Here is a 26708-nt window from a genome sequence, read left to right as displayed (position 1 = left end):
AGGAACCTAGGTTGAGGGACTCACGTGGCAGAGGCGGAGCGCATCATCGGTACGCCGGGCATCCCGGACGCGGCGCGGACCGAGCAGGAGCAGCCCGGCGAGTCCGGCGAGCCCGGCGCCGGCCCGGCGCCGGAGGCCGAGCCCGGCGCGGCCCCGTCCGAGGCCGGGGCCGGGACGGCGGCCGACCGGTCCGACGCGTCCGGTCAGCGGCCGCGCGGCCGGCGCCGGGTGGCCGTACTGCTGGCGGTCGCCGCGTTCGCCTACCTCCTCGACCTGGTGAGCAAGCTGCTCGTGGTGGCCAAGCTGGAGCACCACGAGCCGATCGAGATCGTCGGCGACTGGCTGAAGCTGGAGGCGATCCGCAACGCGGGCGCCGCCTTCGGCTTCGGCGAGGCCTTCACCGTGATCTTCACCGCGATCGCGGCGGCGGTGATCGTGGTGATCGTCCGGCTCGCCCGCAAGCTGTACAGCCTGTCCTGGGCGATCGCCCTCGGACTGCTGCTCGGCGGCGCGCTGGGCAACCTGACCGACCGGATCTTCCGGGCGCCCGGCGTCTTCGAGGGCGCGGTGGTGGACTTCATCGCGCCCAAGCACTTCGCCGTCTTCAACCTCGCCGACTCGGCGATCGTCTGCGGCGGCATCCTGATCGTGCTGCTGTCCTTCAAGGGGCTCGATCCCGACGGGACCGTCCACAAGGACTGAGCGCCCGGGCTGAGCGGGTGTTCGGGACCGTCTCACCCGTCCGGCATACTCGACGGGTGAGCACGATTCCCGAGATCCGTACCCTGCCCGTGCCGGACGGCCTGGAGGGCGAGCGCGTCGACGCCGCCATCTCCCGCATGTTCGGCTTCTCCCGGACCAAGGCGGCCGAGCTGGCCGCGGCGGGGAAGGTCACGGTGGACGGGTCGACGGTCGGCAAGTCCGAGCGGGTGCGCGGCGGGGCCTGGCTGGAGGTCGAGATGCCGCAGGCGCCCGCGCCGGTGCAGGTGGTCGCCGAGCCGGTCGAGGGCATGGAGATCGTGCACGACGACGATGACGTGGTCGTGATCGTCAAGCCGGTCGGGGTGGCCGCGCACCCCTCGCCCGGCTGGACCGGGCCGACCGTGATCGGCGGGCTGGCCGCCGCCGGCTACCGCATCTCCACCTCCGGTGCGGCCGAGCGGCAGGGCATCGTGCACCGCCTCGACGTCGGCACGTCCGGCCTGATGGTGGTCGCCAAGTCGGAGTACGCGTACACGTCGCTGAAGCGCCAGTTCAAGGAGCGCACGGTCGACAAGCGCTACCACACGCTGGTCCAGGGCCACCCGGACCCGACGAGCGGCACCATCGACGCGCCCATCGGCCGCCACCCGAACCACGACTACAAGTGGGCGGTCACCGCCGACGGCAAGCCGTCCGTCACCCATTACGACCTCATCGAGGCGTTCCGCGCCGCCTCCCTGCTCGACGTGAAGCTGGAGACCGGGCGCACCCACCAGATCCGGGTCCACATGGCCGCCCACCGCCACCCGTGCGTGGGCGACCTGACGTACGGCGCCGACCCCACGCTCGCCAAGCGGCTGAAGCTGACCCGCCAGTGGCTGCACGCCGTCCGGCTGGGCTTCGAGCACCCCGGCGACGGGCAGTGGGCGGAGTTCTCCTGCGACTACCCGGACGACCTGCAGCAGGCCCTGGACCAGGTCCGCGAGGAGACCTACGGATGACCCGGCCGGCCTACTCCGTGCGGGTCGCCGAGGATCCCGCCGACCGCGAGGCCTGCTTCGCGGTGCGCAAGGAGGTCTTCGTCGGCGAGCAGGGTGTTCCCAAGGACATCGAGTACGACGCCTGCGACGCCGGTGCGCTGCACGTGCTGGCCGTCCGCGAGGACGGGGTGCCGCTGGGCACCGGGCGGCTGCTGTACGGGGCGGCGGCGCTCGACCGGGTCGGCGGCGACCCGTCGGTGGGGTCCCTGGGGCGGCTGGCCGTCACGCGCGAGGCGCGGGGGCTCGGGGTCGGGGCCGCGCTGGTGCGGGCCATCGAGGCGGCGGCGCGGGAGCGCGGGCTGACGGCGGTCGACCTGCACGCGCAGACGCACGCGCTGGGCTTCTACGAGCGGCTGGGGTACGTGGCCTACGGGCCGGAGTACCCGGAGGCCGGGATCGCGCACCGGGCGATGCGCCGGGCCCTGGGGTGAGCGGGCCACCGGTCGGCTGAGACGCGCCTTGCCCTTCGCGACCGCTCGTGGTCGCCGCCGTACCGCCCTACGATCGGATCATGGCTCGTAACGTCGTCATCAGCGGCGGGGGTACCGGGATCGGGCTCGCCGCCGCCTATGCGTTCGCCGCCGACGGGGACCAGGTGCTGCTGGTCGGGCGGCGGGGGCCGGTGCTGGAGAAGGCCGGGGTGCCGAACGCGCTGACCTTCGCCGCCGATCTCGCCGATCCGGCCGGGGTGCGGGAGGTCGAGCGGTTCGTCGCCCGGGAACTCGGCACCGTCGATGTGCTGATCCACAGCGCCGGGGGCGCCGGGCACCTCGAACCGCCGCCCGGCACCGAGGACCGGCTCCACCGAGTCGAGCAGGAGTGGACGCTGAACTTCCGGCTGAACACCCTGACCGCCGTCCTCCTCACCGAGGCCCTCAAGGACCGGCTCGCCGACCCCGGCGGTCGGGTGCTGTTCCTCAGCTCCATCGCCGCCTTCCGGGGCTCCGGCAGCGCGTCGTACGCGGCGGCCAAGGCCGCCTTGCACCCGTACGCCCACGACCTGGCCCGGCGGCTGGGGCACCGGGGGGTCACGGTGAACGTGGTGGCGCCCGGCTACGTCGAGGACACCGGGTTCTTCGGCGGCACGATGACCGACGAGCGGCGTGAGCGGCTGATCGCCGAGACCTCCACCGGGCGGGCCGCGACGCCCGGCGACGTCGCGGCCACCCTGCACTGGCTCGCCTCCCACGCCGCCGGGCACATCACCTCGCAGATCATCCAGGTCAACGGCGGCGCCGAGCGCGGGCACTGAGCCCCCGGCCGGTCAGCCCCGGGGCGAGCCCGTGGCCGACCGGGGGTGCTGGTGGGCGCGCAGCGACCGGACGGTCTCGGCGGGCTGGCGCTGCGGCGGCAGCACGGCGTCCGCCGCGTTGACGCGGGGCAGCGCGTACGGGTGCTCCTTGGCCAGCCAGCGCAGCATCTGCTCGCGGACCGTGACCCGGACGGTCCACACGTCGCTCGCGTCCTTCGCGGTCACCAGGGCGCGCACCTCCATGGTGCTCGGGGTGGAGTCGGTGACCGCGAGGCCGTGCTCCCGGCCGTCCCAGGCCGGGCACTCGCGCAGGATGTCGCGGAGCTTGTCGCGCATCGCGTCCAGCGGTGCCGAGTGGTCGAGCTGGAAGAAGACGACACCGGTGATCTGGCTGCCGCCGCGCGACCAGTTCTCGAACGGCTTGGACGTGAAGTACGACACGGGCATCGTGATCCGGCGCTCGTCCCAGGTGCGCACGGTGAGGAAGGTGAGGGTGATCTCCTCCACGGTGCCCCACTCGCCGTCCACCACCACGGTGTCCCCGATGCGCACCATGTCGCCGAAGGCGATCTGCAGCCCGGCGAACATGTTGCCCAGCGTGGACTGGGCGGCCACACCGGCGACGATGCCGAGGATGCCGGCCGAGGCCAGCAGGGAGGCGCCGGCGGCGCGCATCGCCGGGAACGTCAGCAGCATGGCGGCCACCGCCATCACCCCGACGATCGCCGACACGACACGCATGATGAGCGTCACCTGGGTGCGCACCCGCCGGACCCGCGCCGGGTCGCTCTGCGCACGGGCGTAGCGGGCGTACGACGACTCGACGACGGCCGCGGCGATGCGGATGACGAGCCAGGCCGTGGACCCGATGAGGATCAGCGTCAGCGTCCGGCCGATGCCGTCCCGGTGGTCGTTCAGCACCCGCACCTGGTCGTACGACCCTCTCAGGAGCGCGGCGAACAGGACGAACTGGTAGGGGACGCGGCCACGGCGCAGCAGACCCCACAGCGGGGTCTCGTGGTGCAGCCGGTCGGCTTTGGACAGCAGACGGTCGGTGGCCCAGCCGATGAGCAGTGTCAGTACGACCGAACCGCCGACCACGATCACGGGGCGGAGCAGGTTCTCCATGCCTTCGAACGTAACCGGTCGGCGGCGGATGACACCATGGACCCATGAACATCGTGCTCTTTCACTCGTCCTACGGTCCCCGGCCCGCGGTGCGCGCGGCCGCGGACCGGCTGCGTGCCGCCGGGCACGAGGTGTGGACGCCGGACCTCTTCGAGGGCCGTACGTTCGGCACGGCCGAGGAGGGCATGACGTACCAGCAGGAGGTCGGCAAGGAGGAGCTGCTGCGCAGGGCGGTGCTGGCCGCCGCCCCCTACTCGGAGCGGGGGCTGGTGTACGCGGGGTTCGCTCTGGGGGCGTCCGTCGCGCAGACCCTCGCCCTGGGCGACGACAAGGCGCGCGGACTGCTGCTCCTGCACGGCACGTCGGATCTCGCGCCCGGCGTCACGGTGGACGACCTGCCGGTGCAGCTGCACGTGGCCGAGCCGGACCCGTTCGAGACGGACGACTGGCTGAGCGCCTGGTACCTGAGGATGCGGCGGGCGGGCGCCGACGTCGAGGTCTACCGGTACGCCGGGGCCGGCCACCTGTACACCGACCCCGAGCTGCCCGACTACGACGCGGAGGCCGCCGAGGCCACCTGGCGGGTGGCGCTCGGCTTCCTCGACGCCCTGTAGGCCGGGCTCAGCCGGCCCGGTAGGCCGCCCAGCTCTGCTGCATGCGGGTCACCTGACCCTGGGAGAACTGGTACATGCAGGAGTCGTACGTGTAGTCCATGAAGTTGTGGATCGGGTCGGCTCCCGCCTTGCGGGTGCAGGTGTCGCGGCCCTCGGGGCACTGGTAGGCGGCGCTCTTCTCGGCGGGGGTGTCGTCGACGTAGTCGCCGTTGCCGTTACAGCCGCCCTGGAAGGTGTGGTAGAGGCCCATCCAGTGGCCCACCTCGTGGGTGGCGGTGTCGCCCTCGTTGTAGTGGGCGGCCGAGCCGCCCGGCAGCGACGCGTCGAGGATGACGACGCCGTCCATGCCGGGGCTGGACTTGTAGGAGCTGGGGAACGTGGCCCAGCCGAGCAGGCCGTCGCCGAGGTTGGCGGTGTAGATGTTCAGCGTGCCCGCGCCGCCCCTGCGCAGGGCGGACTTCATCGCCTTCTCCTCCGTCGAGCCGTAGCCGACGTTGTACCAGGCGGCGTTGTCCGTGTAGTCGGTGCCGGCCAGCGTGAACTGGAAACCGGAGTCGGCGTTGCCGGAGCCCTGGCCGGCGTAGGCCGCGTTCAGGACGTTCATCTGGGCGCTGATGTCGGCCGAGCTCAGCCGGCCGGTGGCACCGTCGTGGATGACGTGGAAGTAGACCGGGACGCTGGTCGATGCGGCCAGCGCGGAAACGTTCCTTCCGGAGGTGCGCAACTGGTCGACCTTCTTGCGCAGCTCGGCGTCCATGGCATTGGCCCGGGCGTCGCTGATCTCGTTGGGCTCGGCGACGTGCTGGCCGGCGCCGGGCCGGGCCTCGCGGGCCGTGGAGGGGGCGTCCGAGGCGCACGTGGTGGTCAGGGGGCCGGCCGCGGCGACACCGGTCGGCGTCGACAGGGGAGTGACCATCAGGGTTCCGGCCACGACGGCGGTGCCGAGAAGGCGTCTGTGCGTCAGGGGAGATATCCGGGCAAGCGCACGCATGCTGACTCCTGGTGGAGACGGTGGGGAGAGCGGCGCAGGGGTCTTCCTGGCCGCCGCCCGGACATTACGTGGACATGCCCATGGCCGAAGAGGGTCGATCAGGCCCAATCGAACGGAGGGCGAACGGGGACGATCGGGGCGGTGACGCGGCGCTGCGTCCGGAGCGTGAGACCGGGCCGTAACGCGCCGCACGCCCAGGGCGGGTGGTGTGTCCGTATTCGGAACGCGGCGCACACCACCCGCCGTAGCCGTGTGATCTTCGGTTAACGGACCGCGAGGGGACCGCCATTGGCCGAAAATCGTCCCCGGGCGGTGGGGTTACACGGGGCGGTAGGTCCGCTCCACCTTCTGGGTGCCGCTGCGGGTGCGGTAGGAGCGCGCCCACGAGGAGGTCGCGTCCGCCTTGGTGCGGTCGGAGAGCACGTAGTAGTCCATCTGCGCGTGCTCCGCGGTGATGTCCAGCACGCCGTACCCGTGACGGTCGGTGTCCACCCAGTGGACGTGCCGGTTGGCGGCCTTGATGAGCGGCGCGGCGACCGCGGAGACCCAGCCCTCGGGCGCCTTGACGAGGTCGTCGAGGTTGTCCGAGGTCACCGAGGTGACCACGAACTCCGTTGCGGCCGAGGCCGACAGCGGGTACGTCCCGGCGTCCACCGGCACGTCGTTGGCCCAGGCCATGTGGATGTCCCCGGTCAGGAAGACGGTGTTGCCGATGGCGTGGGAGCGCAGGTGGGCGAGGAGTTCGCGGCGGTCGTCGGTGTAGCCGTCCCACTGGTCGGTGTTGAGGGCCAGGCCCTCCTTCGGCAGCCCGAGCAGCTCGGCCAGCGGCTTGAGCAGGTCGGCGGTGAGCGAGCCGACGGCGAACGGCGAGATCATCACCGGGTTGCCGACCAGCCGCCAGGTGGTGTCGGAGGACTGCAGCCCGGCCTTCAGCCAGTCCAGTTGAGCCCGCCCGGTGAGGGTGCGGTCGGGATCGTCGACCCCGCCGTTGCCGACCTTGACCTGCTCGGAGCGGAACGAGCGCAGGTCCAGCAGGGACAGGTCGGCCAGTTTGCCGAAGCGCAGCCGGCGGTAGGTGGTGCCGGCGATCGCCGGGCGGACCGGCATCCACTCGAAGTAGGCCCGCTTGGCGGCCGACTGGCGGTCCGCCCAGGCGCCCTCGGTGGCCGGCGTGTGGTTCTCGGCGCCGCCCGACCAGGCGTCGTTGGCCATCTCGTGGTCGTCCCAGATCGCCACGACCGGCGCCTTGGCGTGCAGGGCCTGCAGGTCGGGGTCGGTCTTGTACTTGCCGTGCCGTATGCGGTAGTCGGCGAGGGTGACGATCTCGTGGGTGGGCGCGTGCTGCCGGACCACCCGGTCGCGGGTGCCGTACTCGCCGGTGCCGTACTCGTAGATGTAGTCGCCCAGGTGCAGCCAGGCGTCCAGGTCGGAGCGGGCGGCCAGATGGCGGTAGGCGGCGAAGTGGCCGGCCTCCCAGTTGGCGCAGGAGACCACGCCGAAGCGCAGGCCCGGCACGGCGGCGTCCGCCGCCGGCGCGGTGCGGGTGCGCGCCACCGGGGAGTCGGTGCCGCCCGCCGAGAAGCGGAACCAGTAGTCGGTTGCCGGGGCGAGACCGCGCACGTCCGCCTTGACGGTGTGGTCGGAGGCGGCGGTGGCGGTGACGGAACCCTTGGCGACGATGTTCGTCAGCGCCCTGTCGCGGGCGACGACCCACTCGACCTCGGTGTCGGGACCGACGCCGGAGCCGGGGGTGGCCGCGGCCGTCGGGGTCACCCGGGTCCACAGCAGGATCCCGTCGGGGAGCGGGTCGCCGGAGGCGACACCGTGCAGGAAGGCCGGCGCCTCGTCGGCGCGCGCGGACTGGGCGCCGACGAGCGGGGCGGCCAGGACAGCGGAGGCCGCCGCGGCCTTGACGACCGTGCGGCGGCGAGGGGTATGCGAGTTGAGGCCTTGGGAGGCTCTGTATCGACTGGTCACGACCGATCAGATTACTGACCGGTATGAACAAGAGCGGGCGAACCCGGGAAAGTTCGCCCGCTCTTCAGTGCACCGTCAGACTGCGGCCGGTCGAACGGGTGTCATGCAGCCCCCGTGGCTCAGCCCTTCAGCGCGGTCTCCATCGCCTTGTTGAACTCGTCCACCGTCATCGGAGTGTTCTTGCCGTCGCTGCCGGTGACCTTCTTGCCGTCCATGAGTAGGGTGGGCGTTCCGCCGAATTCGTACTTCTTGCCGTCTTCGTCGAACTTCTTGCTCATGGTCAACGCCCACTTGTCGTAGGTGCCGTTCTTCACAGCCGTCTGGAACTTCTCGTTGTCCTTCAGGGCGTCGACCGTGTTCGCCACCTCGATCAGGTAGTCGTCGTCCTTGAACTTGTCCTCGCTCTCCTTGGGGTGGTACTTCGTCGAGTAGAGCGCGTACTTGTAGTCCAGGAAGGCTTCGGGGCTGACGTTCAGGGCGGCGCCCAGTGCGCTGAGGGCGTTCTTCGAGCCCACTCCCGGAATGTTGTCGTCGATGAACGTCGCCCCGACGTACTGGATCTTGTACTTGCCGTCCTCGACATCCTTGTGGACGGTCGAGCCGACGTTCTGCTCGAACTGCGCGCAGGCCGGGCAGCGCGGGTCCTCGTACATGACGAGGGTCTTCTTGGCGCTGTCCTTGCCGATGACGACGGTCGTGCCGTCCTTGCCCGACGTGTTGGCCGGGGTGACGAGCTTGGCGTCCTTCGCGGCGTCCCAGCTGTCGGGCTTGTTGGCCTGGACGAGGGCGTACCCTATGCCGCCCGCCGCCGCCAGCACGCCGACGACGGACAGGGCGACGACGACCTGCCGCTTGGCCTTCGCCCGCTTCGCCTGACGCTCGCGTTCGAGGCGCAGCCGCTCGCGGGCCGCCGTCTTCGCCGTCTGGCTGTTGCGCTTGCTCATGTGGGTGATCTCCCTGGGGGATCGCGCACGGGTCCGGGTGCGCGGTGAGGTGTGCGGGGACGCCCCGGTGTCGTTCGTCCGACGCCGGGGGGAGGCGCGGCGGCGCTCAGGCGGCCGCGGGCGCCACGGGAGGGCCGCGGCGGGCCACGGAGTGGACCAGGACGCGGCCGGGGGCGCACACCGCCCGGGGTGAGGGCCGTGGCGGGCGGACGGCCGGGACCGGCCGTACCGTGACCGCCGACACGGCGAGCAGCAGGGGGCGGAACGTCGTGGCCGTCGCCGCGCTCAGCAGCCGGCCCAGTGCCCGCTCGCCGCGGCGCAGCCAGGCGGCGGCGAGCAGGCCGACGGTGACATGGGCGGCCAGCAGCAGCCACGAGGTCGCCGGGGAGGCGTGGGTCAGCAGGCCGGCCAGCCGGTCGGGGCCGGTGCCCGGGGCGGTCATCCGGGCGAGCGGGGTGCCCACCGGGGTCGTGTCCCCGCACAGCACGTGCCAGCCGACCGAGCGCAGCGGGCCGGTGACCGGGCCGCCGGCGGCGCCGTAGCAGACGTTCTGGCCGGTGGTGAACACGGTGTCGGCCGCCAGCTCCAGCGGGACCAGCAGGGCGGCGATCCGCCAGAAGCCCCGCTCCCGGCCCGCCAGGGCGTACGCCAGGACGAACACGGCGGCGGCGACCGCGGCCACCGTGCTCAGCGGCAGCGGGGCCCGGGACAGCAGCACGTGCGACGCGGTGCTGAGCAGCACGACGAAAGCCGTGAACAGCGCCGCGCGCACGGCTCTGAGTCGCGTCCCGGATATGTCCATAGCACCGGAGAGTGTGTCATGGGCCCCCGTAAGACACCCCTAAAGGGTGCCTGTGAACGGCCCGGCGGAGGGGGGCCGGCGGGTCACAGACCCGGGATCCGGCCGTTGCGGAAGAGGTCGACGAAGATCTGGTGGTCAGCACGCGCGCGTGCGCCGTAGGCGTGCGCGAAGTCCACCAGCAGCGGTGCGAAGCCGTCCTCGTCGGCGGCGATCGCCGCGTCGATGGCCCGCTCGGTGGAGAAGGGCACCAGCGACTCGCCGGAGGTGTCGTCCGCCGCCGCGTGCATGGCGGCCGTGGCCCGGCCCAGGTCGGCGACGACGCTCGCGATCTCCTCCAGATCGTCGATGTCGCCCCACTCCAGGTCGACGGCGTACGGCGAGACCTCCGCCACCAGCTGCCCCGCGCCGTCCAGCTCGGTCCAGCCCAGCCACGGGTCGGCGTGCGCCTGCAGGGCCCGCTGGGAGATCACCGTGCGGTGGCCCTCGTGCTGGAAGTAGCCGCGGATCGCCGGATCGGTGATGTGCCGGGAGACGGCCGGGGTCTGGGCCTGCTTGATGTAGATCACGACATCGTTCTCCAGGGCGTCGGTGCGGCCCTCCAGAAGGATGTTGTACGACGGCAGCCCGGCCGAGCCGATGCCGATGCCCCGGCGGCCCACGACGTCCTTGACCCGGTAGGAGTCCGGGTGGGCCAGCGAGGCCTCCGGCAGCGTCTCCAGGTAGCCGTCGAAGGCCGCCAGCACCTTGTAGCGGGTGGCGGCGTCCAGCTCGACGGAGCCGCCGCCGGGCGCGAAGCGGCGCTCGAAGTCACGGATCTCCGTCATGGACTCCAGCAGCCCGAAACGGGTCAGCGCACGGGCGTCGCGCAGCGCGTCCAGCAGCGGCCCGGTCGCCGTGTCCAGGGTGAACGGCGGCACCTCGTCGCTCTTGGCGCCGGTGGCCAGCGCGTGGATCCGCTGCCGGTAGGCGCCCGCGTAGATCTCCACCAGCTCGGTGATCTGGGCGTCGCTGAGCGCCTTCGCGTACCCGATCAGCGCGACGGACGCGGCGAAGCGCTGGAGGTCCCAGGTGAAGGGGCCGACGTACGCCTCGTCGAAGTCGTTGACGTTGAAGATCAGGCGGCCGTTGGCGTCCAGGTACGTGCCGAAGTTCTCCGCGTGCAGGTCGCCGTGGATCCACACGCGCGAGGTGCGGTCGTCCAGGTAGGGCGCGGTCTCCTTCTCCGGGGCCAGGTCGTGGTAGAAGAGGCACGCCGTGCCCCGGTAGAACGCGAACGCCGAGGCGGCCATCTTCCGGAACTTCACCCGGAACGCGGCGGGGTCGGCGGCCAGGAGCTCGCCGAAGGCGGTGTCGAAGACGGCGAGTATCTCCTCGCCGCGGCGCTCGGCGCTGAGCTGCGGAACCGGCATCGGTCGGGGCCTCCTGGTGCGTGACAAAGATGACAGGCGTGTCCGCCGCATCCAACGTCCGAAGGTACGTGTGAGTGCCCGCTTCGTGTCAGTCCCCGGGCATAGACTTCGACGCTGACCCCGGAACTGTCCGTCCACCCGTCACCCAGTGTTTCCCCTGGAGGCCGCACCGTGTCGAAGCCGCCGTTCACGCACCTGCACGTCCACACCCAGTACTCGCTGCTGGACGGTGCCGCGCGGCTGAAGGACATGTTCGACGCCTGCAACGAGATGGGCATGACGCACATCGCCATGTCCGACCACGGCAACCTCCACGGGGCGTACGACTTCTTCCACTCCGCGCAGAAGGCCGGGATCACCCCGATCATCGGGATCGAGGCGTATGTCGCCCCCGAGTCCCGGCGCAACAAGCGCAAGATCCAGTGGGGCCAGCCGCACCAGAAGCGCGACGACGTCTCCGGTTCCGGCGGCTACACGCACAAGACCATGTGGGCCGTGAACAGGACGGGCCTGCACAACCTCTTCCGCCTGTCCTCCGACGCCTACGCCGAGGGCTGGCTCCAGAAGTGGCCGCGGATGGACAAGGAGACCATCTCCCAGTGGTCCGAGGGGATCGTCGCCTCCACCGGCTGCCCCTCCGGCGAGGTCCAGACCCGGCTGCGCCTCGGCCAGTTCGACGAGGCCCTGAAGGCGGCCGCCGACTACCAGGACATCTTCGGCAAGGACCGCTACTTCCTGGAGCTGATGGACCACGGCATCGACATCGAGCACCGGGTCCGCGACGGCCTGCTGGAGATCGGCAGGAAGCTCGGCATCCCGCCCCTGGTCACCAACGACTCGCACTACACCTACGCGCACGAGGCGACCGCCCACGACGCCCTGCTGTGCATCCAGACCGGCAAGAACCTCTCCGACCCGGACCGCTTCAAGTTCGACGGCACCGGCTACTACCTGAAGTCCACCGACGAGATGTACGCCATCGACTCCTCGGACGCCTGGCAGGAGGGCTGCGCCAACACGCTCCTGGTGGCCGAGATGGTCGACACCACCGGCATGTTCGAGAAGCGCGACCTCATGCCCAGGTTCGACATCCCCGAGGGCTACACGGAGGTCACCTGGTTCAAGGAGGAGGTCCGCCGGGGCATGGAGCGCCGCTTCCCCGGCGGCGTCCCCGAGGACCGCCAGAAGCAGGCCGAGTACGAGATGGACACCATCATCTCGATGGGCTTCCCCGGCTACTTCCTCGTCGTCGCGGACTTCATCATGTGGGCCAAGAAGCAGGGCATCGCCGTCGGCCCCGGCCGGGGCTCCGCGGCGGGCTCGATCGTCGCCTACGCCATGGGCATCACCGACCTCGACCCGATCCCGCACGGCCTGATCTTCGAGCGGTTCCTCAACCCCGAGCGCATCTCCATGCCCGACGTCGACATCGACTTCGACGAGCGCCGGCGCGTCGAGGTGATCCGGTACGTGACCGAGAAGTACGGCGCCGACAAGGTCGCCATGATCGGCACCTACGGCACCATCAAGGCCAAGAACGCGATCAAGGACTCCGCGCGCGTGCTGGGTTACCCGTACGCGATGGGCGACCGCATCACCAAGGCCATGCCCGCCGACGTCCTCGGCAAGGGCATCCCGCTCTCCGGCATCACCGACCCCGCCCACCCGCGGTACAGCGAGGCCGGCGAGGTCCGGGCGATGTACGAGAACGAACCGGACGTGAAGAAGGTCATCGACACCGCGCGCGGCGTGGAGGGCCTGGTCCGGCAGATGGGTGTGCACGCGGCCGGCGTGATCATGTCCAGCGAGACCATCACCGAGCACGTCCCGGTCTGGGTGAGGCACACCGACGGCGTGACCATCACCCAGTGGGACTACCCGAGCTGTGAGTCGCTCGGCCTGCTGAAGATGGACTTCCTGGGCCTGCGCAACCTCACGATCATGGACGACGCCGTCAAGATGGTGAAGGCCAACAAGGGGATCGACATCGATCTCCTGAGCCTGCCGCTCGACGACCCCACGACCTTCGAACTGCTCCAGCGCGGCGACACGCTCGGCGTCTTCCAGTTCGACGGCGGCCCCATGCGCTCGCTGCTGCGGCTGATGAAGCCCGACAACTTCGAAGACATCTCCGCCGTGTCGGCCCTGTACCGCCCGGGCCCGATGGGCATGAACTCCCACACCAACTACGCGCTGCGCAAGAACGGCCAGCAGGAGATCACCCCCATCCACAAGGAGCTCGAAGAGCCCCTCAAGGAGGTCCTGGACGTCACCCACGGCCTGATCGTCTACCAGGAGCAGGTGCAGAAGGCCGCCCAGATCATCGCCGGGTACTCGCTCGGCGAGGCCGACATCCTCCGCCGCGTGATGGGCAAGAAGAAGCCGGAGGAACTGGAGAAGAACTTCGTCATCTTCCAGGCCGGCGCCCGCAAGAACGGCTACAGCGACGAGGCCATCCAGGCGCTGTGGGACGTGCTGGTCCCGTTCGCCGGCTACGCGTTCAACAAGGCCCACTCCGCCGCGTACGGCCTGGTGTCGTACTGGACCGCCTACCTCAAGGCCAACCACCCGGCCGAGTACATGGCCGCGCTGCTGACCTCCGTCAAGGACGACAAGGACAAGTCGGCGGTCTACCTCAACGAGTGCCGCCGCATGGGCATCAGGGTCCTGCCTCCGAACGTCAACGAGTCCGAGGCCAACTTCGCGGCCCAGGGCGACGACGTGATCCTCTTCGGCCTCTCCGCCGTCCGCAACGTCGGCACCAACGTCGTCGAGTCGATCATCAAGTGCCGCAAGGCCAAGGGGAAGTACGCCTCCTTCCCGGACTACCTCGACAAGGTCGACGCGGTGGTCTGCAACAAGCGGACCACGGAGTCCCTGATCAAGGCCGGCGCGTTCGACTCGATGGGCCACACCCGCAAGGGCCTGACGGCGCAGTACGAACCGATGATCGACAACGTCGTCGCGGTCAAGCGCAAGGAGGCCGAGGGGCAGTTCGACCTCTTCGGCGGCATGGGCGAGGAGAGCGGCGACGAACCCGGCTTCGGTCTCGACGTGGAGTTCACCACCGACGAGTGGGACAAGACCTACCTGCTCGCGCAGGAGCGCGAGATGCTCGGCCTGTACGTCTCCGACCACCCCCTGTTCGGCCTGGAGCACGTGCTGTCCGACAAGGCCGACGCGGGAATCGCCCAGCTCACCGGCGGTGAGCACGCGGACGGCGCGGTGGTCACCATCGGCGGCATCATCTCCGGCCTGCAGCGCAAGATGACCAAACAGGGCAACGCCTGGGCGATCGCCACGGTGGAGGACCTCGCGGGCTCCATCGAGTGCATGTTCTTCCCGGCCACCTACCAGCTGGTCTCGACGCAACTCGTCGAGGACGCCGTGGTCTTCGTCAAGGGCAGGCTCGACAAGCGCGAGGACGTGCCGCGGCTGGTGGCCATGGAGCTGATGGTCCCCGACCTGTCCACGGCCGGCACCAACGCGCCGGTCGTGCTCACCATCCCGGCCGTGAAGGTCACCCCGCCGATGGTCAGCCGGCTCGGCGAGATCCTCAGCCACCACAAGGGCGACAGCGAGGTCCGGATCAAGCTCCAGGGCCCCACCAGGACCACCGTCCTCCGGCTGGACCGGCACCGGGTCAAGCCCGATCCGGCGCTGTTCGGCGATCTGAAGGTGCTGCTCGGCCCGTCCTGCCTGGCGGGCTGACGTCCGCCGACGGACGAGGGGCGCGTCCGTGGCGGACGCGCCCCTCGCCGAGCTGGGCCGCAAAGCCCGTTACGCAGGATGTCAGTTGTGACCGAAGCGCTTCTGCCGGCCCTTGCGCGCCATGTCACCCGGGGTGATCTGGGTGGTGCGCTCCTCGGTCTGCGTGTCCAGCCCGGTCGGCTGGGCCGTCTGCTGACCGCGTTCGGAGTGCGGCTGCTTGCGATCACGGTTCTTGTTCTTGGCCATGGTGAAGCCTCCTGTGAGGGGTCTAGGGGCCAGGGCCGCGACCAGATTCACATAGCCGGACTCGCAGCGCATTTCGGACAATTACCCTGGGTTATGGGCTCCGCCCCGTCGCCCGGCCCGGAAACGCCACGCCGAAGATCGAGTTCGGACCGTTAACCTCCGCACGGTCGGGCAGACTCGAAGGAAGCCCGAAGCAAACCTCCCGGGAAGAGGGTGAGTCGTGTGGACCGCTGCGTCGTCCTGGTGGACGCCGGGTATCTGCTGGGGGCCGCCGCCAGCCTCCTCGCCGGGGAGCCCTCGCGCTCCCGGATCACCGTCGACCACGCCGCCCTCGTCCAGGGCCTGCGGGAACAGGCGGAGTCCGACACCGAACGGCCCCTGCTGCGCATCTACTGGTTCGACGGCGCCCCCGACCGCGTCCCGCAGCCCGAGCACCGCCGACTGCGCGTGATGCCCCGGGTCACCGTCCGGCTCGGCGCACTGACCCGCAGCGACGGCCGCTGGGCACAGAAGGGCGTGGACGCCGCCATGCACGCCGAGCTGACCGAGCTGGCCCGCAACCGCGCCTGCTCCGACGTCGTCCTCGTCACCGGCGACGGCGACCTCCTGCCCGGCATGATGGCCGCCAAGGAGCACGGCGTCGCCGTGCACCTCTGGGCCGTCCAGGCCGCCGACGGCGACTACAACCAGTCCGAGGACCTAGTCGCGGAGGCCGACGAACGACGCGTCCTGGACCGTACGTGGATCACCAAGGCGGTCCGCGCCAAGGAACTCGGCGGGGTGTGCGCCCCGCCGCCCGCGCCCCGGCCCGAGATCGCCGCGATCCTCTCCGCACCGCTGCCCGACGCCTCCCTCGCCCCCGCCGCCGACCGGCCGGCCGAGGACGACCGGCGCCCCCCGGCCGCGCCCGTCGACGGCGACGCCCCGGAGCGCGTCCCCGCGCCCAAGGGCGTCCCCACGCCCAAGGACCTCGCCGCCCTGCGCGCCCCCGGCACGACCGCCGCCCCGCACCCGCCGACCGCGACCCTGCGCTGGTCGTCCGACAAGGGCTGGGTGGACCGGCCCGGCACCGCCGCCGAGCCCCCCGACGTCGCCGCGCTGCCGACGCTCGCGCAGCTGACCACCGCCGAGCAGCGCTGGGCGGACCGCGAGGAGGACATCACCACCGTGGGCGGTGACCCCTACGAGGTCGGGCAGGTCTTCGCGCGGAGGTGGATGGAACGCCTCGGCGACCAGAGCCATCTGCAGCGCCTGTCCGGCATGTACCCGCGGATCCCGCACCGGGTCGACGGCGAACTGCTGCGCTACGCGGCCCGCTTCGGACTGCTCGCCCACAAGGACGACCAGATCGACGAGCACGACCGGTACGCGATCCGGGCAGGCTTCTGGCGCGAGATCGACGTACGGACGGCGGCGGAGCCCGCGCCCGCCGCCGAGTAACCCTGCCGCCGACGGACTGCCCGCCGTCGGACAGCCCCCTTCAGGTCAGCCCCGGCGTCGGGTTTTGCGGCGCGGTGGGAGATCCGGGAGCCGGCACACCGCGCGGAGCGCGCGGCGGGAAGCCCGCGCCGGAGCGTCCCGGCGCGGGACGACCGGGCCCGGCCGCGGGCGGCGGAGACGGTGGGGAGCCGCGAGGGCCGCGGCAGGGGTGGGACACGGGTCGCGGGGGAGCGTCGGAGGCCGCCCCAAGGGCGAGCAAAGCCTCCCGACCCCGTAGGCTCGTCCCTTGTGAACAAGCGCGCGGCGCCGGTGGTCCGGCACAGGGACGAGGTCGTGTGCGCCGTGCGCGGACTGACCAAGACCTATCCCGCGGTACAGGCCCGCCGGGGCACCCCGGCCACCCCGGAGGTACGCGCCACCGACGACGTGACGCTGGACATCCGACGCGGTGAGATCTTCGGACTGCTCGGCCCGAACGGCGCCGGCAAGTCCACCCTCGTCCGCCAGCTCACCGGCCTGATGCGGCCCGACGCCGGCGGCGTCGAGATCCTCGGCCACGACATCGTGCGCCACCCCGACCGGGCCGCGCGGATCCTCGCCTACCTCGGGCAGGAGTCCACCGCACTGGACGAGCTCACCGTGTCGCTGGCCGCCGAGACCACCGCTCGGCTGCGCGGCCTCGACGTACGCCGGGCGCGCGCCGAGCGGGACGCCGTCCTCGACGAGCTGGGCCTGACCCCGCTCGCCGGCCGGCCGCTGCGCAAGCTGTCCGGCGGCCAGCGCCGGCTCGCCTGCTTCGCCACCGCGCTGGTGGGCGAGCGCTCGCTGCTGGTGCTCGACGAGCCCACCACCGGCATGGACCCGGTGGCCCGGCGGGCCGTCTGGTCCGCGGTGGACCGCCGGCGCGCCGAGCGCGGGACCACCGTGCTGCTGGTCACCCACAACGTCATCGAGGCGGAGACCGTCCTCGACCGGGTCGCCGTCCTGGACCGGGGCCGGATCATCGCCTGCGACACGCCGACCGGCCTCAAGGAGCGGGTGGCCGGCGAGGTGCGGGTCGAACTGGTGTGGCGGGAACGGGCGCCGCTGGACGTGCCCGAGGTCGCCGCGCTGCGCGAACGGGCCGCGGAGTCCGGGCGCCGCTGGACGCTGCGGCTCGCCCCCGAGGAGGCCCGGGCCGTCGTCGCCACCGTCACCGGCGGCGCCGCGTTCGCCGCCCTGGACGACTTCACCCTGGCCACGCCGAGCCTGGAGGATGTCTACCTGGCGCTGGGCGGGGCCGCACGGCAGGGGCTGGTGCGGGCGTGAGCGGGCGCACGGGAGTGTCCACGAGGGCCGGTGCGCGGACCGCAGGGGAGAGGAGCGGCGCAAGGTGAGTGTGGTACCCGCCGAGGCCCGTCCGGGCGGCTCCCGTTCCGGTACCGGTACCGGAACGGGCCGGGAGCCGGCCGAGCTGGGGCCGCGCGCCCGGCTGTGGCCGTCGCTGGCGGCCGTCTACCGGGCGCAGCTGTCGCGGGCGCGGGTGGCGCGGATCCCGCTGCTGTTCGTCGCCACCTTCCAGTCGGTCGGCATCCTGGTCATGATGCGGGGAGTCGTGGACGGCGGCAGCGAGGCCGAGTCCGTGGTGGCCGGGTCGGCCGTCCTGGTCGTCGCCTTCGTCGCGCTGAACCTGCTCGCCCAGTACTTCGGGCAGCTGCGGGCCAGCGGAGGGCTCGACCACTACGCCACGCTGCCGGTGCCGCCGGCCGCCGTGGTGCTCGGCGCGGCGGGAGCCTATGCGTCGTTCACCGTGCCGGGGACCGTGCTGACGGCCGTCTTCGGGTGTGTCCTGTTCGGGCTGCCGCTGGCGCACCTGTGGGTGCTGGTCGCGGTGATCCCGCTGGCGGGCGCCGCGCTGTCCGGGCTGGGCGCGGCCTGCGGGCTGCTGGCGCCCCGGCCGGAGCTGGCGACCGTACTGGGCCAGCTGGGCATGTCCGCGGCCCTGCTGCTGGGCGTGCTGCCGCCGGAGCGCATGCCGGAGGCGGTACGGCTGCTGCGGGACCTGCTGCCGTCGACGTACGGCGTGGAGGCCCTGGCCCGCACCTTCGGGCCGCGGCCCGACTGGGCGTTCGTGATCGGCGATCTGGCGGTGTGCGCGGGCGTCGGCGTGGCGTCGCTGGCCGTGGCGACCTGGGCGTACCGGCGGGCCGCCGTCCGGTGACGCGCCGCGCGGGCGGGCCTGGCACGATGGCAGGGTGACCGCACCGCTGACTCCGCCTCCGCCGCCGCACGAACCGTCCTCGCAAGGGGCGTGGCCGCCGCCCCCGTCCGGGGGCCATCCGTCCGTGGCGGCCGCCGCGCCGCGGGACTCCCTGTCGGAGGAGGGGCCCGGGATGAAGACCGAACTGCGCGAGGCCGCCCTGATCACCGGTGCCGTGACCGTCGCCGGGGCGCTGCTCGGCCTGCTGTGGGTGTGGCTGGCGCCGCAGGTGCCGCTGGTCGGCGACGTCGTGGACGGCAACTGGGTCGTCTACATCAAGGACACCGAGGGCGAGCAGGCGGTCGGCGTGGACGGCACCTTCGCCCTGCTGGCGCTCGGCTTCGGCGCGGTCAGCGCCGTGCTCGCCTTCCTGTGGCGGCGGCGCGGCGGCGTCCCGCTGGTGGTCGCCCTCGGCGTAGGCGGGCTGCTCGGGGCGGTGCTGGCCTGGCGGCTCGGGCTGTGGCTCGGGCCGGCCGACGACGTGCTGGCCCACGCCAAGAGCGTCGGAAAGGGCGTCACCTTCTCCGCGCCACTGGAACTGGGCGCCAAGGGCGCGCTGCTCGCCTGGCCCCTGGCCGCGCTGGTCGTGCACCTCGGCCTGACCGCCCTTTTCGGCCCGCGCGACCCGGAGCCGTACGGGGCCCCCGGGCCGTACGGGCCCTACGATCAGCCGTACGGCGGCAAGTCCGCTTAGGGCACCGCCCCTCCGCGCCCGCTCGGGCCACCTGGCGGAGGTGCCGCCGCAGAGGCTCACCGGACCGGGCGAGAGCCCGTGCGGTGGGCGGTCGGCGCACCGCCACCCGCGCGGCACCGGCGCGGCGTCACCGGCCCGCTGTACGCGCGCGTGCGGCGGAGTACTCCGCCACGCGCCCTCTGGCGTGGTTGTCGGCACGGCTGCGCCGTACGGTCACCGGTCGGGCCGCTCACGCGGACGTCACGCGCGGCTGATGGGGGCCAGCGTCGCGGCGGTGAGGGTGGCCAGGTCCTTCGGGCTCAGTTCGACCTCCAGGCCGCGGCGGCCGGCCGACACGCAGATGGTCGGGTGGGCCTCCGCCGAGGCGTCCAGGACGGTGCGGAGCCGCTTGCGCTGGCCCAGGGGGGAGATGCCGCCCCGCACATAGCCGGTGGTGCGCTCGGCGAGGGCCGGGTCGGCCATCGCCGCCCGCTTGCCGCCCAGCGCCGACGCCAGGGCCTTCAGGTCCAGCGAGCCGGCCACCGGCACCACCGCCACGGTCAGCGCGCCGTCCACGTCGGCGACCAGGGTCTTGAAGACCCTGTCCGGGGAGACACCCATCGCCTCGGCCGCCTCCTCGCCGTACGACGGATGGCCGGGGTCGTGGTCGTAGGAGTGGACCGTGAAGTCCACCCCGGCCGCGGTGAGGGCCACCGTCGCGGGCGTGCCGCCGGCCTGCTGCTGCTTCTTCGACTTCTTCGCCACGTCTCTCGCCGTCTCAGTTCAGACTGGTCGGCCCGCGCGTCAGCTCGGCCGCGGGCAACGACGGCAGACTACGGATGATCGCCGTCTCCGAGCGAAGGAGTTTCAGCTCGTCCCGCAGGCGCGAGGCGGTGTCGGGGGCCTGCAGCAGCCGCTGCTTGGTGGGCGTGTCCAGCATCATCGCCGCCGCCACCAGGTACGAGACCACCGACGGTTCGTCGGGCAGGTCGGCGCCGGTGGCCAGCGACCGCTCCCGGGCGCCGGCCAGCCGCTTCTGGTACTGGCGGAACGAGCGCAGTACGCCCTTGGCGAGCGCGCCCGCCTCGTCTCCCGGCTCCTCCTCCAGCTCCTCCAGCTCCGCCGTCAGATAGGACCCCGAGGCGTCCACGGACAGCAGCCGCACCCGCCGCGTCCCGGTCGCCAGGACCTCGAACGTGCCGTCGGCCCGCTCGCGGACGGTCGCGGCGTCGGCGACACAGCCCACGGAGTGGAACGACGCCCCGGGGTCCGGGCCGAAGCCGGCGGCCGGGCCGCGCTGCGGCAGCGCCGTCGGATCGGGCATGCCGGGTTCGCTCGGCGCGACCTCATGGCCGTCGCGGATGGCCACGACGGCGAACCGGCGGGCATCCTCCTCGGGCGTCTTCAGCAGGTCGCGCATCATGGCGCGATAGCGCTCCTCGAAGACGTTCAGCGGAAGCACCAGACCCGGGTACAGCACCGAGTTCAGCGGGAAGAGCGGCAGACGGACGGTGGTCACGAGGTCAGAGCCTAGTGGTCCGGAACGGAACAGTGGTGCGCGGAGTGGGCGGGCCGGTGCGCGTGGTGACCGCCGGACCGCCGGGGCGGCCCCACCGGCAGGCCCCGCACGATCTCCCCGCGGACGGTCAGGAAGTGGCCGAGCGGGTCGTCCGCCACCTGGTCCCAGGGGAAGGACGTGGCGTACGGGCCGAGCAGGCGCAACTGCACCAGGGCGTCGTCGCGGCGGCCCAGCCGGGCCAGCACGTACACCAGGAGGTTGCGGACCGGGGCCGGCCAGGGGTCCGCCGGCGGCAGCCCGGCGGACAGCACGATCGCCCGGTCGGCGGCGGCGTCCAGGCGCTCCCGGGCCACCATGGGGCCGCAGTCGTCCGTCAGGCAGGCGAAGGCCGCCTGCAGCGGCAGCGCCCGCACCAGGGAGTGCGGCGGCACGTCCTGTGCCGCGCGGTCGGCGAAGTCGAAGCACTCGCGGTGCGGGGCCTCGGGGGTGTGCGGGGTGTCGCCCGACAGGACGCAGCAGGAGGCGGCCAGGTAGCGCAGGGCGGCCACATGGCAGCCGTAGTGGTGGGGGGCCCTGCGGACCGCCGCCTCCCACAGCTCGCCGAAGTACTTGTGGCCGGCGCGCGTCCCGCGCGCGTGGTCCAGCGCGATCCGCCACGGCACCGGATCGCGGTCGCAGGCCTGGGCGGCCGCCGTGATCAGCGGACTCACCTCGCGCAGCACCTCGGCCCGGGCCGGTGAGCGCCAGGCGCGGTCCACCGCGAGCTGGGCGGCGACCGCCAGTGCGTCCGGGTCGCGCGGGGCGGCCGCCCGCCACCGCTCGAACCAGTCGGGACGCGCGTGCGCGAACCACGCCAGCCGGGTCACGTACCGGTCGCGGCGCTCCCACTCGCCACGCGCGCGCGTGGCGGCGAGCAGCTCGGCGGCGGGCCGGTAGCCGTCCTGCCCGGCGGCGACCAGCGCCGGGCCGAGACGGCCGTCCGCGGCATCGAGCAGCACCTCGTCGTCGGCCGGCAGCCCGGCCGCGGCGGCCTGCGGCACGGCCTTGGCAGGGCGAGCCGCGCGGATGAACGGGGGCAGCAGAGCCATGGTGCCGACCATTGAAAAGCGCCAGCTCGGAGGAGCACCAGAGGCTCAGCCCAAGCCGCGGAAAGTTGTACGCCCGACGGTCAAGCCCCGGTAAAAGCTGAGTCGCTCCTTCCGCCTGTTCTCACCCCCGTCTCAGCAGTCGCGTCGCTCCCGCCGCGACGGTCGTCGCCAGCACCCAGCCGGCGAGGATCAGCGCGGCGGAGAGCCACTGCCAGCGTCCGTGGAGGTCCCAGCGGGTGGCCTGGCCGAGGTCCACGACGGGCAGCAGCAGGTCCAGGGCGAACAGGGCGGGGTTCCACTGCGGAGTGCGGTCGGGGCCGGCCGGGGGGCGCGGGGCGTGGGCGAAGGCCAGCGACCCGGCCGCCCACAGCACGGCCATCCACACGGCGGCCCGGCCGGGCCGGTAGCCGTAGGCGACCGTCCAGTCCTGCGCGTACCCCCACAGCTTGCCGGCCGGCGGCAGCGTCGTGCGCCGGTGGCGCTGCTTGGCGAGGAGCACCTCGCGCGCGTCCTCGTCCTCCCCGCTGCCGCGCAGCACCGCCGCCAGCCGCTCGTACGGCTCCGGGTTGTACTCGGCGGTCGCCGCCGCGACCCAGCGCAGCCGCTTCTCCAGCGGGAACGGCCCCTGCGGCACCAGGCTCTCGTAGGTGAAGCCACCCATGTGCAGGCGGCCGGGGCCCGGCCAGGCGCTCGCCCGGTCGATCAGGGTGACCACCCGCGCCCCCGACAGCACCACCCGCCCGCGCTTCGGCCGGTCTCCCAGGAAGCGCAGCTCGGGCGTCTGCACCCGGCGCAGCGACAGCTCCTGCACGTCGGTGAGGACGAACCGGGCGCCCTGCAGGTCCACCGCGTCGCCGAACCGCCCGTCGTCCAGCCGCGCCCCGCCCCGGCACTCGAACCCCTGGATCCGCGTCCCCTGCGCCGGTGTCGTCCCGCTCGGCGCCTGGGCGCCGACGCCCGCCGGGGTCAGGTACAACGTGCGTTCCACGGTCAGCTGCGGGGCGTTCAGCGCGAACCTTCCGCGCGGGTTGACCAGGCGCGCCCCGCGCAGGCTCAGCGACACCCCCACCTTGGCGCTGCGCAGGCTCAGCTCGCCGTGCGTCTCCAGCAGCTCGGCCTGCAGGTCCTGCCCGACGGCCAGCCCGTCGGCGGCGATGGACCGGCCGGCCCGGTCGCGGTGCACGACCGCCTGGTTGAGCAGCAGGTCCGTGCCGATCTGCGCGTCGGTCAGCCGGATCCCGCGCTGGAACCGGCAGCGCGGCAGATGCAGATCGCCCTCGGTGTGCAGCCGGGCCGCCTCCAGCCGCGGCACCGAGCAGTCCACCAGCCGCAGCGTGGTCAGCCGGGCCTCGGGCAGCAGTACCTCCCGCTCGAACCGGCAGCGCTTCATCTCGACGTACGGCACCACCGTGCCGCCCGCGAGGTCCAGCGAACCGCTGATCCGCACCCCGACCAGCTTCAGCGCCGACACCCGGCCGGCCAGCGCGGGTGGTCCGTCCAGCAGCAGCCAGGCGACGATCCGGGCCCGTACCGTCCGCTCCGGGCCCCAGGGCGGTCCGTCCTGCGGATCGTCGGCGAGCGGGTCGCCCGTGCTCAGGTCGTACACGGTGCCGTTGCGGAAGGACTGCCACATCCCGGCCTCCGCCGCGGTCAGGTCGTCCGGCAGGTCCCCGGCCCGCAGGCCCACTCCTTCGGTCACGTCCGCCACCTCCTCCCCGGGGGTCCCTCACTCTTCGGTCCGCCTCCCGCGGCCCTTTGTTTCGCACTGGCGTTCATGCCCGCTGAGTGACCTGCCGAACACAAGGAGTGAGGGACGCCTTCCGGATTCCGGCCACCTTCTGTATCAGCCATTGGACTGCGCCCCCGGCTCCCGACCGGGGTCTGCGAGAATTGGCACCGTGATCTCCCGAATCGATCTGCGCGGCGACGCCCTTCCCGAGGGCCCCGCCCTGCGCGACCTGCTGCCCCGAGCCGACTTCGACGTCTCGGCCGCCCTGGAGAAGGTGCGTCCGATCTGCGAGGCCGTGCATCATCGGGGCGACGCGGCGCTGATCGACTTCGCGGAGAAGTTCGACGGAGTCCGGCTCGACCGGGTCCGCGTGGAGCCCGAGGCCCTCACCCGCGCCCTGGCGGAACTCGACCCCGCGGTGCGCGCCGCCCTGGAGGAGTCCGTCCGCCGCGCCCGTCTCGTCCACCGCGCGCAGCGCCGTACGCCCCACACGACGCAGGTCGTGCCCGGCGGCACAGTGACCGAGAAGTGGGTTCCCGTCGGGCGGGTCGGGCTGTACGCGCCGGGCGGCCGGTCCGTCTACCCGTCGTCCGTCGTCATGAACGTCGTCCCGGCGCAGGAGGCCGGAGTCGAGTCCATCGCGCTGGCCTCGCCGGCGCAGGCGGAGTTCGGCGGCCTGCCGCACCCGACGATCCTCGCCGCGTGCGCCCTGCTCGGCGTCGACGAGGTGTACGCGGCCGGCGGAGCCACCGCCGTCGCGATGTTCGCCCACGGCACCGAGTCCTGCCCGCCCGCCGACATGGTCACCGGCCCCGGCAACATCTGGGTCGCCGCCGCCAAGCGCTACTTCACCGGCAAGATCGGCATCGACGCCGAGGCCGGCCCGACCGAGATCGCGATCCTCGCGGACGACACCGCCGACCCGGCGCACGTCGCCGCCGACCTGATCAGCCAGGCCGAGCACGACCCGCTCGCCGCCGCCGTCCTGGTCACCGACTCCGCCGCGCTCGCGGAGGCGGTGGGGAAGGAGCTGGCGCCGCAGGTCGCGGCCAGCAAGCACGTCGACGACCGGATCGTGCCCGCGCTGAGCGGCAGGCAGTCCGCGATCGTCCTGGTCGACGGCATGGCGGAGGGACTGCGGGTCGTCGACGCGTACGGCGCCGAGCACCTGGAGATCCAGACCGCCGACGCCGCCGCCCTGGCCGACCGGGTGCGCAACGCGGGCGCGATCTTCGTCGGCCCGTGGGCGCCCGTCTCCCTCGGCGACTACGCGGCCGGGTCCAACCACGTGCTGCCCACCGGCGGCTGCGCCTGCCACTCCTCCGGGCTGTCCGTGCAGTCCTTCCTGCGCGGCATCCACATCGTCGACTACACCGAGGACGCGCTGGCCGACGTCGCGCACCACGTGGTGACGCTGGCCGAGGCGGAGGACCTGCCCGCGCACGGCGCGGCGATCAAGGCGAGGTTCGGCTGGAAGGTGCCCGAGAGCAAGTGAGCGACGTGAGGATCGACGATCTGCCCGTACGGGACGAGCTGCGCGGCAAGTCCCCCTACGGCGCCCCCCAGCTGGACGTCCCCGTACGGCTGAACACCAACGAGAACCCCTACCCGCTGCCCGAGCCGCTGGTCGAGCGGATCACCGAGCGGGTCCGCGAGGCCGCCCGCCACCTCAACCGCTACCCCGACCGGGACGCGGTCGAGCTGCGCACCCGGCTCGCCGAGTACCTGACCGACACCACCGGCCACCGGGTCGGCCCGGCGGAGGTGTGGGCGGCCAACGGCTCCAACGAGGTCATCCAGCAGCTGCTGCAGACCTTCGGCGGGCCCGGCCGCACCGCGATCGGCTTCGAACCGTCGTACTCGATGCACGCGCTCATCGCGCGCGGCACCGGCACCGGCTGGATCTCCGGGCCGCGCCACGACGACTTCACCATCGACCTCGACGCGGCCCGCGCCGCCATCGCCGAGCACCGCCCGGACGTCGTCTTCGTCACCACCCCCAACAACCCCACCGGCACCGCCGTCCCGCCGGAGACCGTCGTCGCGCTGTACGAGGCGGCGCAGGCCGCGAAGCCGTCGATGGTGATCGTGGACGAGGCGTACATCGAGTTCAGCCACGGCGGCTCGTTGCTGCCGCTGCTCGAAGGACGGCCGAATCTCGTCGTCTCGCGCACCATGTCGAAGGCGTTCGGCGCGGCCGGGCTGCGCCTCGGCTACCTCGCCGCCGACCCGGCGGTCGTGGACGCCGTCCAGCTCGTACGGCTGCCGTACCACCTGTCGGCCGTCACCCAGGCGACCGCCCTGGCCGCCCTGGAGCACACCGGGACGCTGCTGAAGTACGTGGAGCAGCTCAAGGCCGAGCGGGACCGCCTGGTGAGCGAACTGCTCGCGATCGGGTACGAGGTCACGGCGTCCGACGCCAACTTCGTGCAGTTCGGGCGGTTCGACGGCGAGGGCGGCGCGCACGCCGTCTGGCGGAAGATCCTCGACCGGGGGGTCCTGGTCCGGGACAACGGCGTACCGGGGTGGCTGCGCGTCACCGCCGGCACCCCGCAGGAGAACGACGCGTTCCTCGACGCGGTCCGTGAACTGAAGAAGGAGCAGAGCGCATGAACCGCGTGGGACGCGTGGAGCGGGTCACGAAGGAGACCTCGGTCCTCGTCGAGATCAACCTCGACGGCACCGGCCGGGTCGACGTCTCGACCGGCGTCGGCTTCTACGACCACATGCTCGACCAGCTCGGCCGGCACGGTCTGTTCGACCTGACCGTGAAGACCGAGGGCGACCTGCACATCGACTCGCACCACACCATCGAGGACACCGCCCTCGCCCTCGGCGCGGCGTTCCGGCAGGCCCTCGGCGACAAGGTGGGCATCTACCGGTTCGGCAACTGCACGGTCCCGCTGGACGAGTCCCTCGCCCAGGTCACCGTCGACCTGTCCGGCCGCCCCTACCTGGTGCACACCGAGCCGGAGAACATGGCGCCGATGATCGGCGAGTACGACACCACCATGACCCGGCACATCCTGGAGTCGTTCGTCGCCCAGGCGCAGGTCGCGCTGCACGTGCACGTGCCCTACGGGCGCAACGCGCACCACATCGTGGAGTGCCAGTTCAAGGCGCTGGCGCGGGCCCTGCGCTACGCCTCCGAGCGCGACCCGCGCGCGGCCGGCATCCTCCCCTCGACGAAGGGCGCGCTGTAAA

24 protein-coding genes are annotated in these 26708 nt (G+C 72.5%); 13 read left to right on the top strand and 11 right to left on the bottom strand.

The genetic code is table 11. The features are described from left to right. Nucleotides 1-24: 24 nt before the first annotated feature. From lspA to ACSLTV_RS11185, 4 genes are all read left to right on the top strand, one after another. Nucleotides 25-702, top strand: coding sequence for a signal peptidase II (gene lspA, locus ACSLTV_RS11200; protein WP_432135950.1), 678 nt, complete (start codon nt 25-27; stop codon nt 700-702). Nucleotides 703-758: 56 nt separating this feature from the next. Continuing rightward, complete coding sequence (locus tag ACSLTV_RS11195; RefSeq protein WP_432135951.1) at nt 759-1703, top strand: RluA family pseudouridine synthase; 945 nt, start codon at nt 759-761, stop codon at nt 1701-1703. After that, nucleotides 1700-2173 carry a GNAT family N-acetyltransferase gene (locus ACSLTV_RS11190; protein WP_432135952.1) on the top strand — a complete coding sequence of 158 codons (474 nt, stop codon included), beginning with the start codon at nt 1700-1702 and terminating at the stop codon, nt 2171-2173. Before ACSLTV_RS11195 ends, ACSLTV_RS11190 begins: the two co-directional genes overlap by 4 nt. A gap of 80 nt (nt 2174-2253) precedes the next feature. Beyond that, a complete protein-coding gene (locus tag ACSLTV_RS11185) occupies nt 2254-2994 on the top strand; it encodes an SDR family NAD(P)-dependent oxidoreductase (protein ID WP_432135953.1) in 741 nt (246 codons plus the stop codon). 12 nt (nt 2995-3006) lie between these two features. Here ACSLTV_RS11185 and ACSLTV_RS11180 read toward each other — a convergent pair whose 3' ends face one another. Further along, entirely contained in the window at nt 3007-4122 is a 1116-nt protein-coding gene (locus ACSLTV_RS11180) for a mechanosensitive ion channel family protein (RefSeq protein ID WP_432135954.1), read from the bottom strand. A 44-nt stretch (nt 4123-4166) separates the two neighbouring features. On the opposite strand from ACSLTV_RS11180, the gene ACSLTV_RS11175 reads away from it, so the two are divergent. After that, nucleotides 4167-4736 (top strand): dienelactone hydrolase family protein, encoded by a 570-nt coding sequence (locus ACSLTV_RS11175; RefSeq protein ID WP_432135955.1) that lies wholly within the window; start codon nt 4167-4169, stop codon nt 4734-4736. Between the two features lie 7 nt (nt 4737-4743). Here ACSLTV_RS11175 and ACSLTV_RS11170 read toward each other — a convergent pair whose 3' ends face one another. From ACSLTV_RS11170 to ACSLTV_RS11150, 5 genes are all read right to left on the bottom strand, one after another. After that, nucleotides 4744-5727 (bottom strand): zinc metalloprotease, encoded by a 984-nt coding sequence (locus tag ACSLTV_RS11170; RefSeq protein WP_432135956.1) that lies wholly within the window; start codon nt 5725-5727, stop codon nt 4744-4746. Between the two features lie 318 nt (nt 5728-6045). Then, complete coding sequence (locus ACSLTV_RS11165; protein WP_432135957.1) at nt 6046-7704, bottom strand: alkaline phosphatase D family protein; 1659 nt, start codon at nt 7702-7704, stop codon at nt 6046-6048. A 119-nt stretch (nt 7705-7823) separates the two neighbouring features. After that, entirely contained in the window at nt 7824-8648 is an 825-nt protein-coding gene (locus ACSLTV_RS11160; RefSeq protein WP_432135958.1) for a thioredoxin domain-containing protein, read from the bottom strand. Nucleotides 8649-8754: 106 nt separating this feature from the next. After that, nucleotides 8755-9450 carry a hypothetical protein gene (locus tag ACSLTV_RS11155; protein WP_432135959.1) on the bottom strand — a complete coding sequence of 232 codons (696 nt, stop codon included), beginning with the start codon at nt 9448-9450 and terminating at the stop codon, nt 8755-8757. A gap of 83 nt (nt 9451-9533) precedes the next feature. Next, nucleotides 9534-10859, bottom strand: a complete 1326-nt coding sequence (locus tag ACSLTV_RS11150; RefSeq protein WP_432135960.1) for a DUF2252 domain-containing protein — start codon at nt 10857-10859, stop codon at nt 9534-9536. A 171-nt stretch (nt 10860-11030) separates the two neighbouring features. Here ACSLTV_RS11150 and dnaE point away from each other — a divergent pair, with 171 nt between their 5' ends. Then, nucleotides 11031-14570, top strand: a complete 3540-nt coding sequence (dnaE, locus tag ACSLTV_RS11145; protein WP_432135961.1) for a DNA polymerase III subunit alpha — start codon at nt 11031-11033, stop codon at nt 14568-14570. An 81-nt stretch (nt 14571-14651) separates the two neighbouring features. Here the strand turns inward: dnaE and ACSLTV_RS11140 are convergent, their stop codons facing one another. Further along, nucleotides 14652-14816 carry a hypothetical protein gene (locus ACSLTV_RS11140; protein WP_432135962.1) on the bottom strand — a complete coding sequence of 55 codons (165 nt, stop codon included), beginning with the start codon at nt 14814-14816 and terminating at the stop codon, nt 14652-14654. Nucleotides 14817-15038: 222 nt separating this feature from the next. Here ACSLTV_RS11140 and ACSLTV_RS11135 point away from each other — a divergent pair, with 222 nt between their 5' ends. The 4 genes from ACSLTV_RS11135 to ACSLTV_RS11120 all read left to right on the top strand — a co-directional run bounded on the left by ACSLTV_RS11135 (nt 15039) and on the right by ACSLTV_RS11120 (nt 19189). Further along, nucleotides 15039-16256: an NYN domain-containing protein gene (locus ACSLTV_RS11135; RefSeq protein WP_432156617.1), complete on the top strand. Its 1218-nt coding sequence runs from the start codon at nt 15039-15041 to the stop codon at nt 16254-16256. A 333-nt stretch (nt 16257-16589) separates the two neighbouring features. Further along, nucleotides 16590-17564 (top strand): ABC transporter ATP-binding protein, encoded by a 975-nt coding sequence (locus tag ACSLTV_RS11130; RefSeq protein WP_432136081.1) that lies wholly within the window; start codon nt 16590-16592, stop codon nt 17562-17564. Nucleotides 17565-17628: 64 nt separating this feature from the next. After that, nucleotides 17629-18456 carry an ABC transporter permease gene (locus tag ACSLTV_RS11125; RefSeq protein ID WP_432156616.1) on the top strand — a complete coding sequence of 276 codons (828 nt, stop codon included), beginning with the start codon at nt 17629-17631 and terminating at the stop codon, nt 18454-18456. A gap of 34 nt (nt 18457-18490) precedes the next feature. After that, nucleotides 18491-19189 (top strand): AAA family ATPase, encoded by a 699-nt coding sequence (locus tag ACSLTV_RS11120; RefSeq protein WP_432135965.1) that lies wholly within the window; start codon nt 18491-18493, stop codon nt 19187-19189. A 240-nt stretch (nt 19190-19429) separates the two neighbouring features. Here the strand turns inward: ACSLTV_RS11120 and ybaK are convergent, their stop codons facing one another. The 4 genes from ybaK to ACSLTV_RS11100 form a co-directional block, all read right to left on the bottom strand. Continuing rightward, complete coding sequence (gene ybaK / locus ACSLTV_RS11115; protein ID WP_432135966.1) at nt 19430-19933, bottom strand: Cys-tRNA(Pro) deacylase; 504 nt, start codon at nt 19931-19933, stop codon at nt 19430-19432. Nucleotides 19934-19946: 13 nt separating this feature from the next. Further along, on the bottom strand, nt 19947-20687 hold the full coding sequence (locus ACSLTV_RS11110) for an LON peptidase substrate-binding domain-containing protein (protein ID WP_432135967.1): 741 nt from the start codon (nt 20685-20687) through the stop codon (nt 19947-19949). 11 nt (nt 20688-20698) lie between these two features. After that, a complete protein-coding gene (locus ACSLTV_RS11105) occupies nt 20699-21787 on the bottom strand; it encodes a hypothetical protein (protein WP_432135968.1) in 1089 nt (362 codons plus the stop codon). 109 nt (nt 21788-21896) lie between these two features. Then, nucleotides 21897-23474 (bottom strand): oxidoreductase, encoded by a 1578-nt coding sequence (locus tag ACSLTV_RS11100; protein ID WP_432135969.1) that lies wholly within the window; start codon nt 23472-23474, stop codon nt 21897-21899. Between the two features lie 199 nt (nt 23475-23673). On the opposite strand from ACSLTV_RS11100, the gene hisD reads away from it, so the two are divergent. From hisD to hisB, 3 genes are read left to right on the top strand one after another with little or no spacing between them, the layout of a single operon-like run. Beyond that, on the top strand, nt 23674-24999 hold the full coding sequence (gene hisD, locus ACSLTV_RS11095; RefSeq protein WP_435612040.1) for a histidinol dehydrogenase: 1326 nt from the start codon (nt 23674-23676) through the stop codon (nt 24997-24999). After that, a complete protein-coding gene (locus ACSLTV_RS11090) occupies nt 24996-26117 on the top strand; it encodes a histidinol-phosphate transaminase (RefSeq protein ID WP_432135971.1) in 1122 nt (373 codons plus the stop codon). Before hisD ends, ACSLTV_RS11090 begins: the two co-directional genes overlap by 4 nt. Beyond that, nucleotides 26114-26707 (top strand): imidazoleglycerol-phosphate dehydratase HisB, encoded by a 594-nt coding sequence (gene hisB / locus ACSLTV_RS11085; protein WP_432135972.1) that lies wholly within the window; start codon nt 26114-26116, stop codon nt 26705-26707. The genes ACSLTV_RS11090 and hisB overlap by 4 nt, the downstream gene beginning before the upstream one ends. Nucleotide 26708: the final 1 nt, after the last annotated feature.

Origin of the sequence: Streptomyces sp. bgisy159 (assembly GCF_965341775.1) — a bacterium.
Taxonomy (GTDB): Bacteria; Actinomycetota; Actinomycetes; order Streptomycetales; family Streptomycetaceae; genus Streptomyces.
Note: the sequence above shows the minus strand (reverse complement) of the source record. Positions and strands in the feature narration are given on the sequence as shown.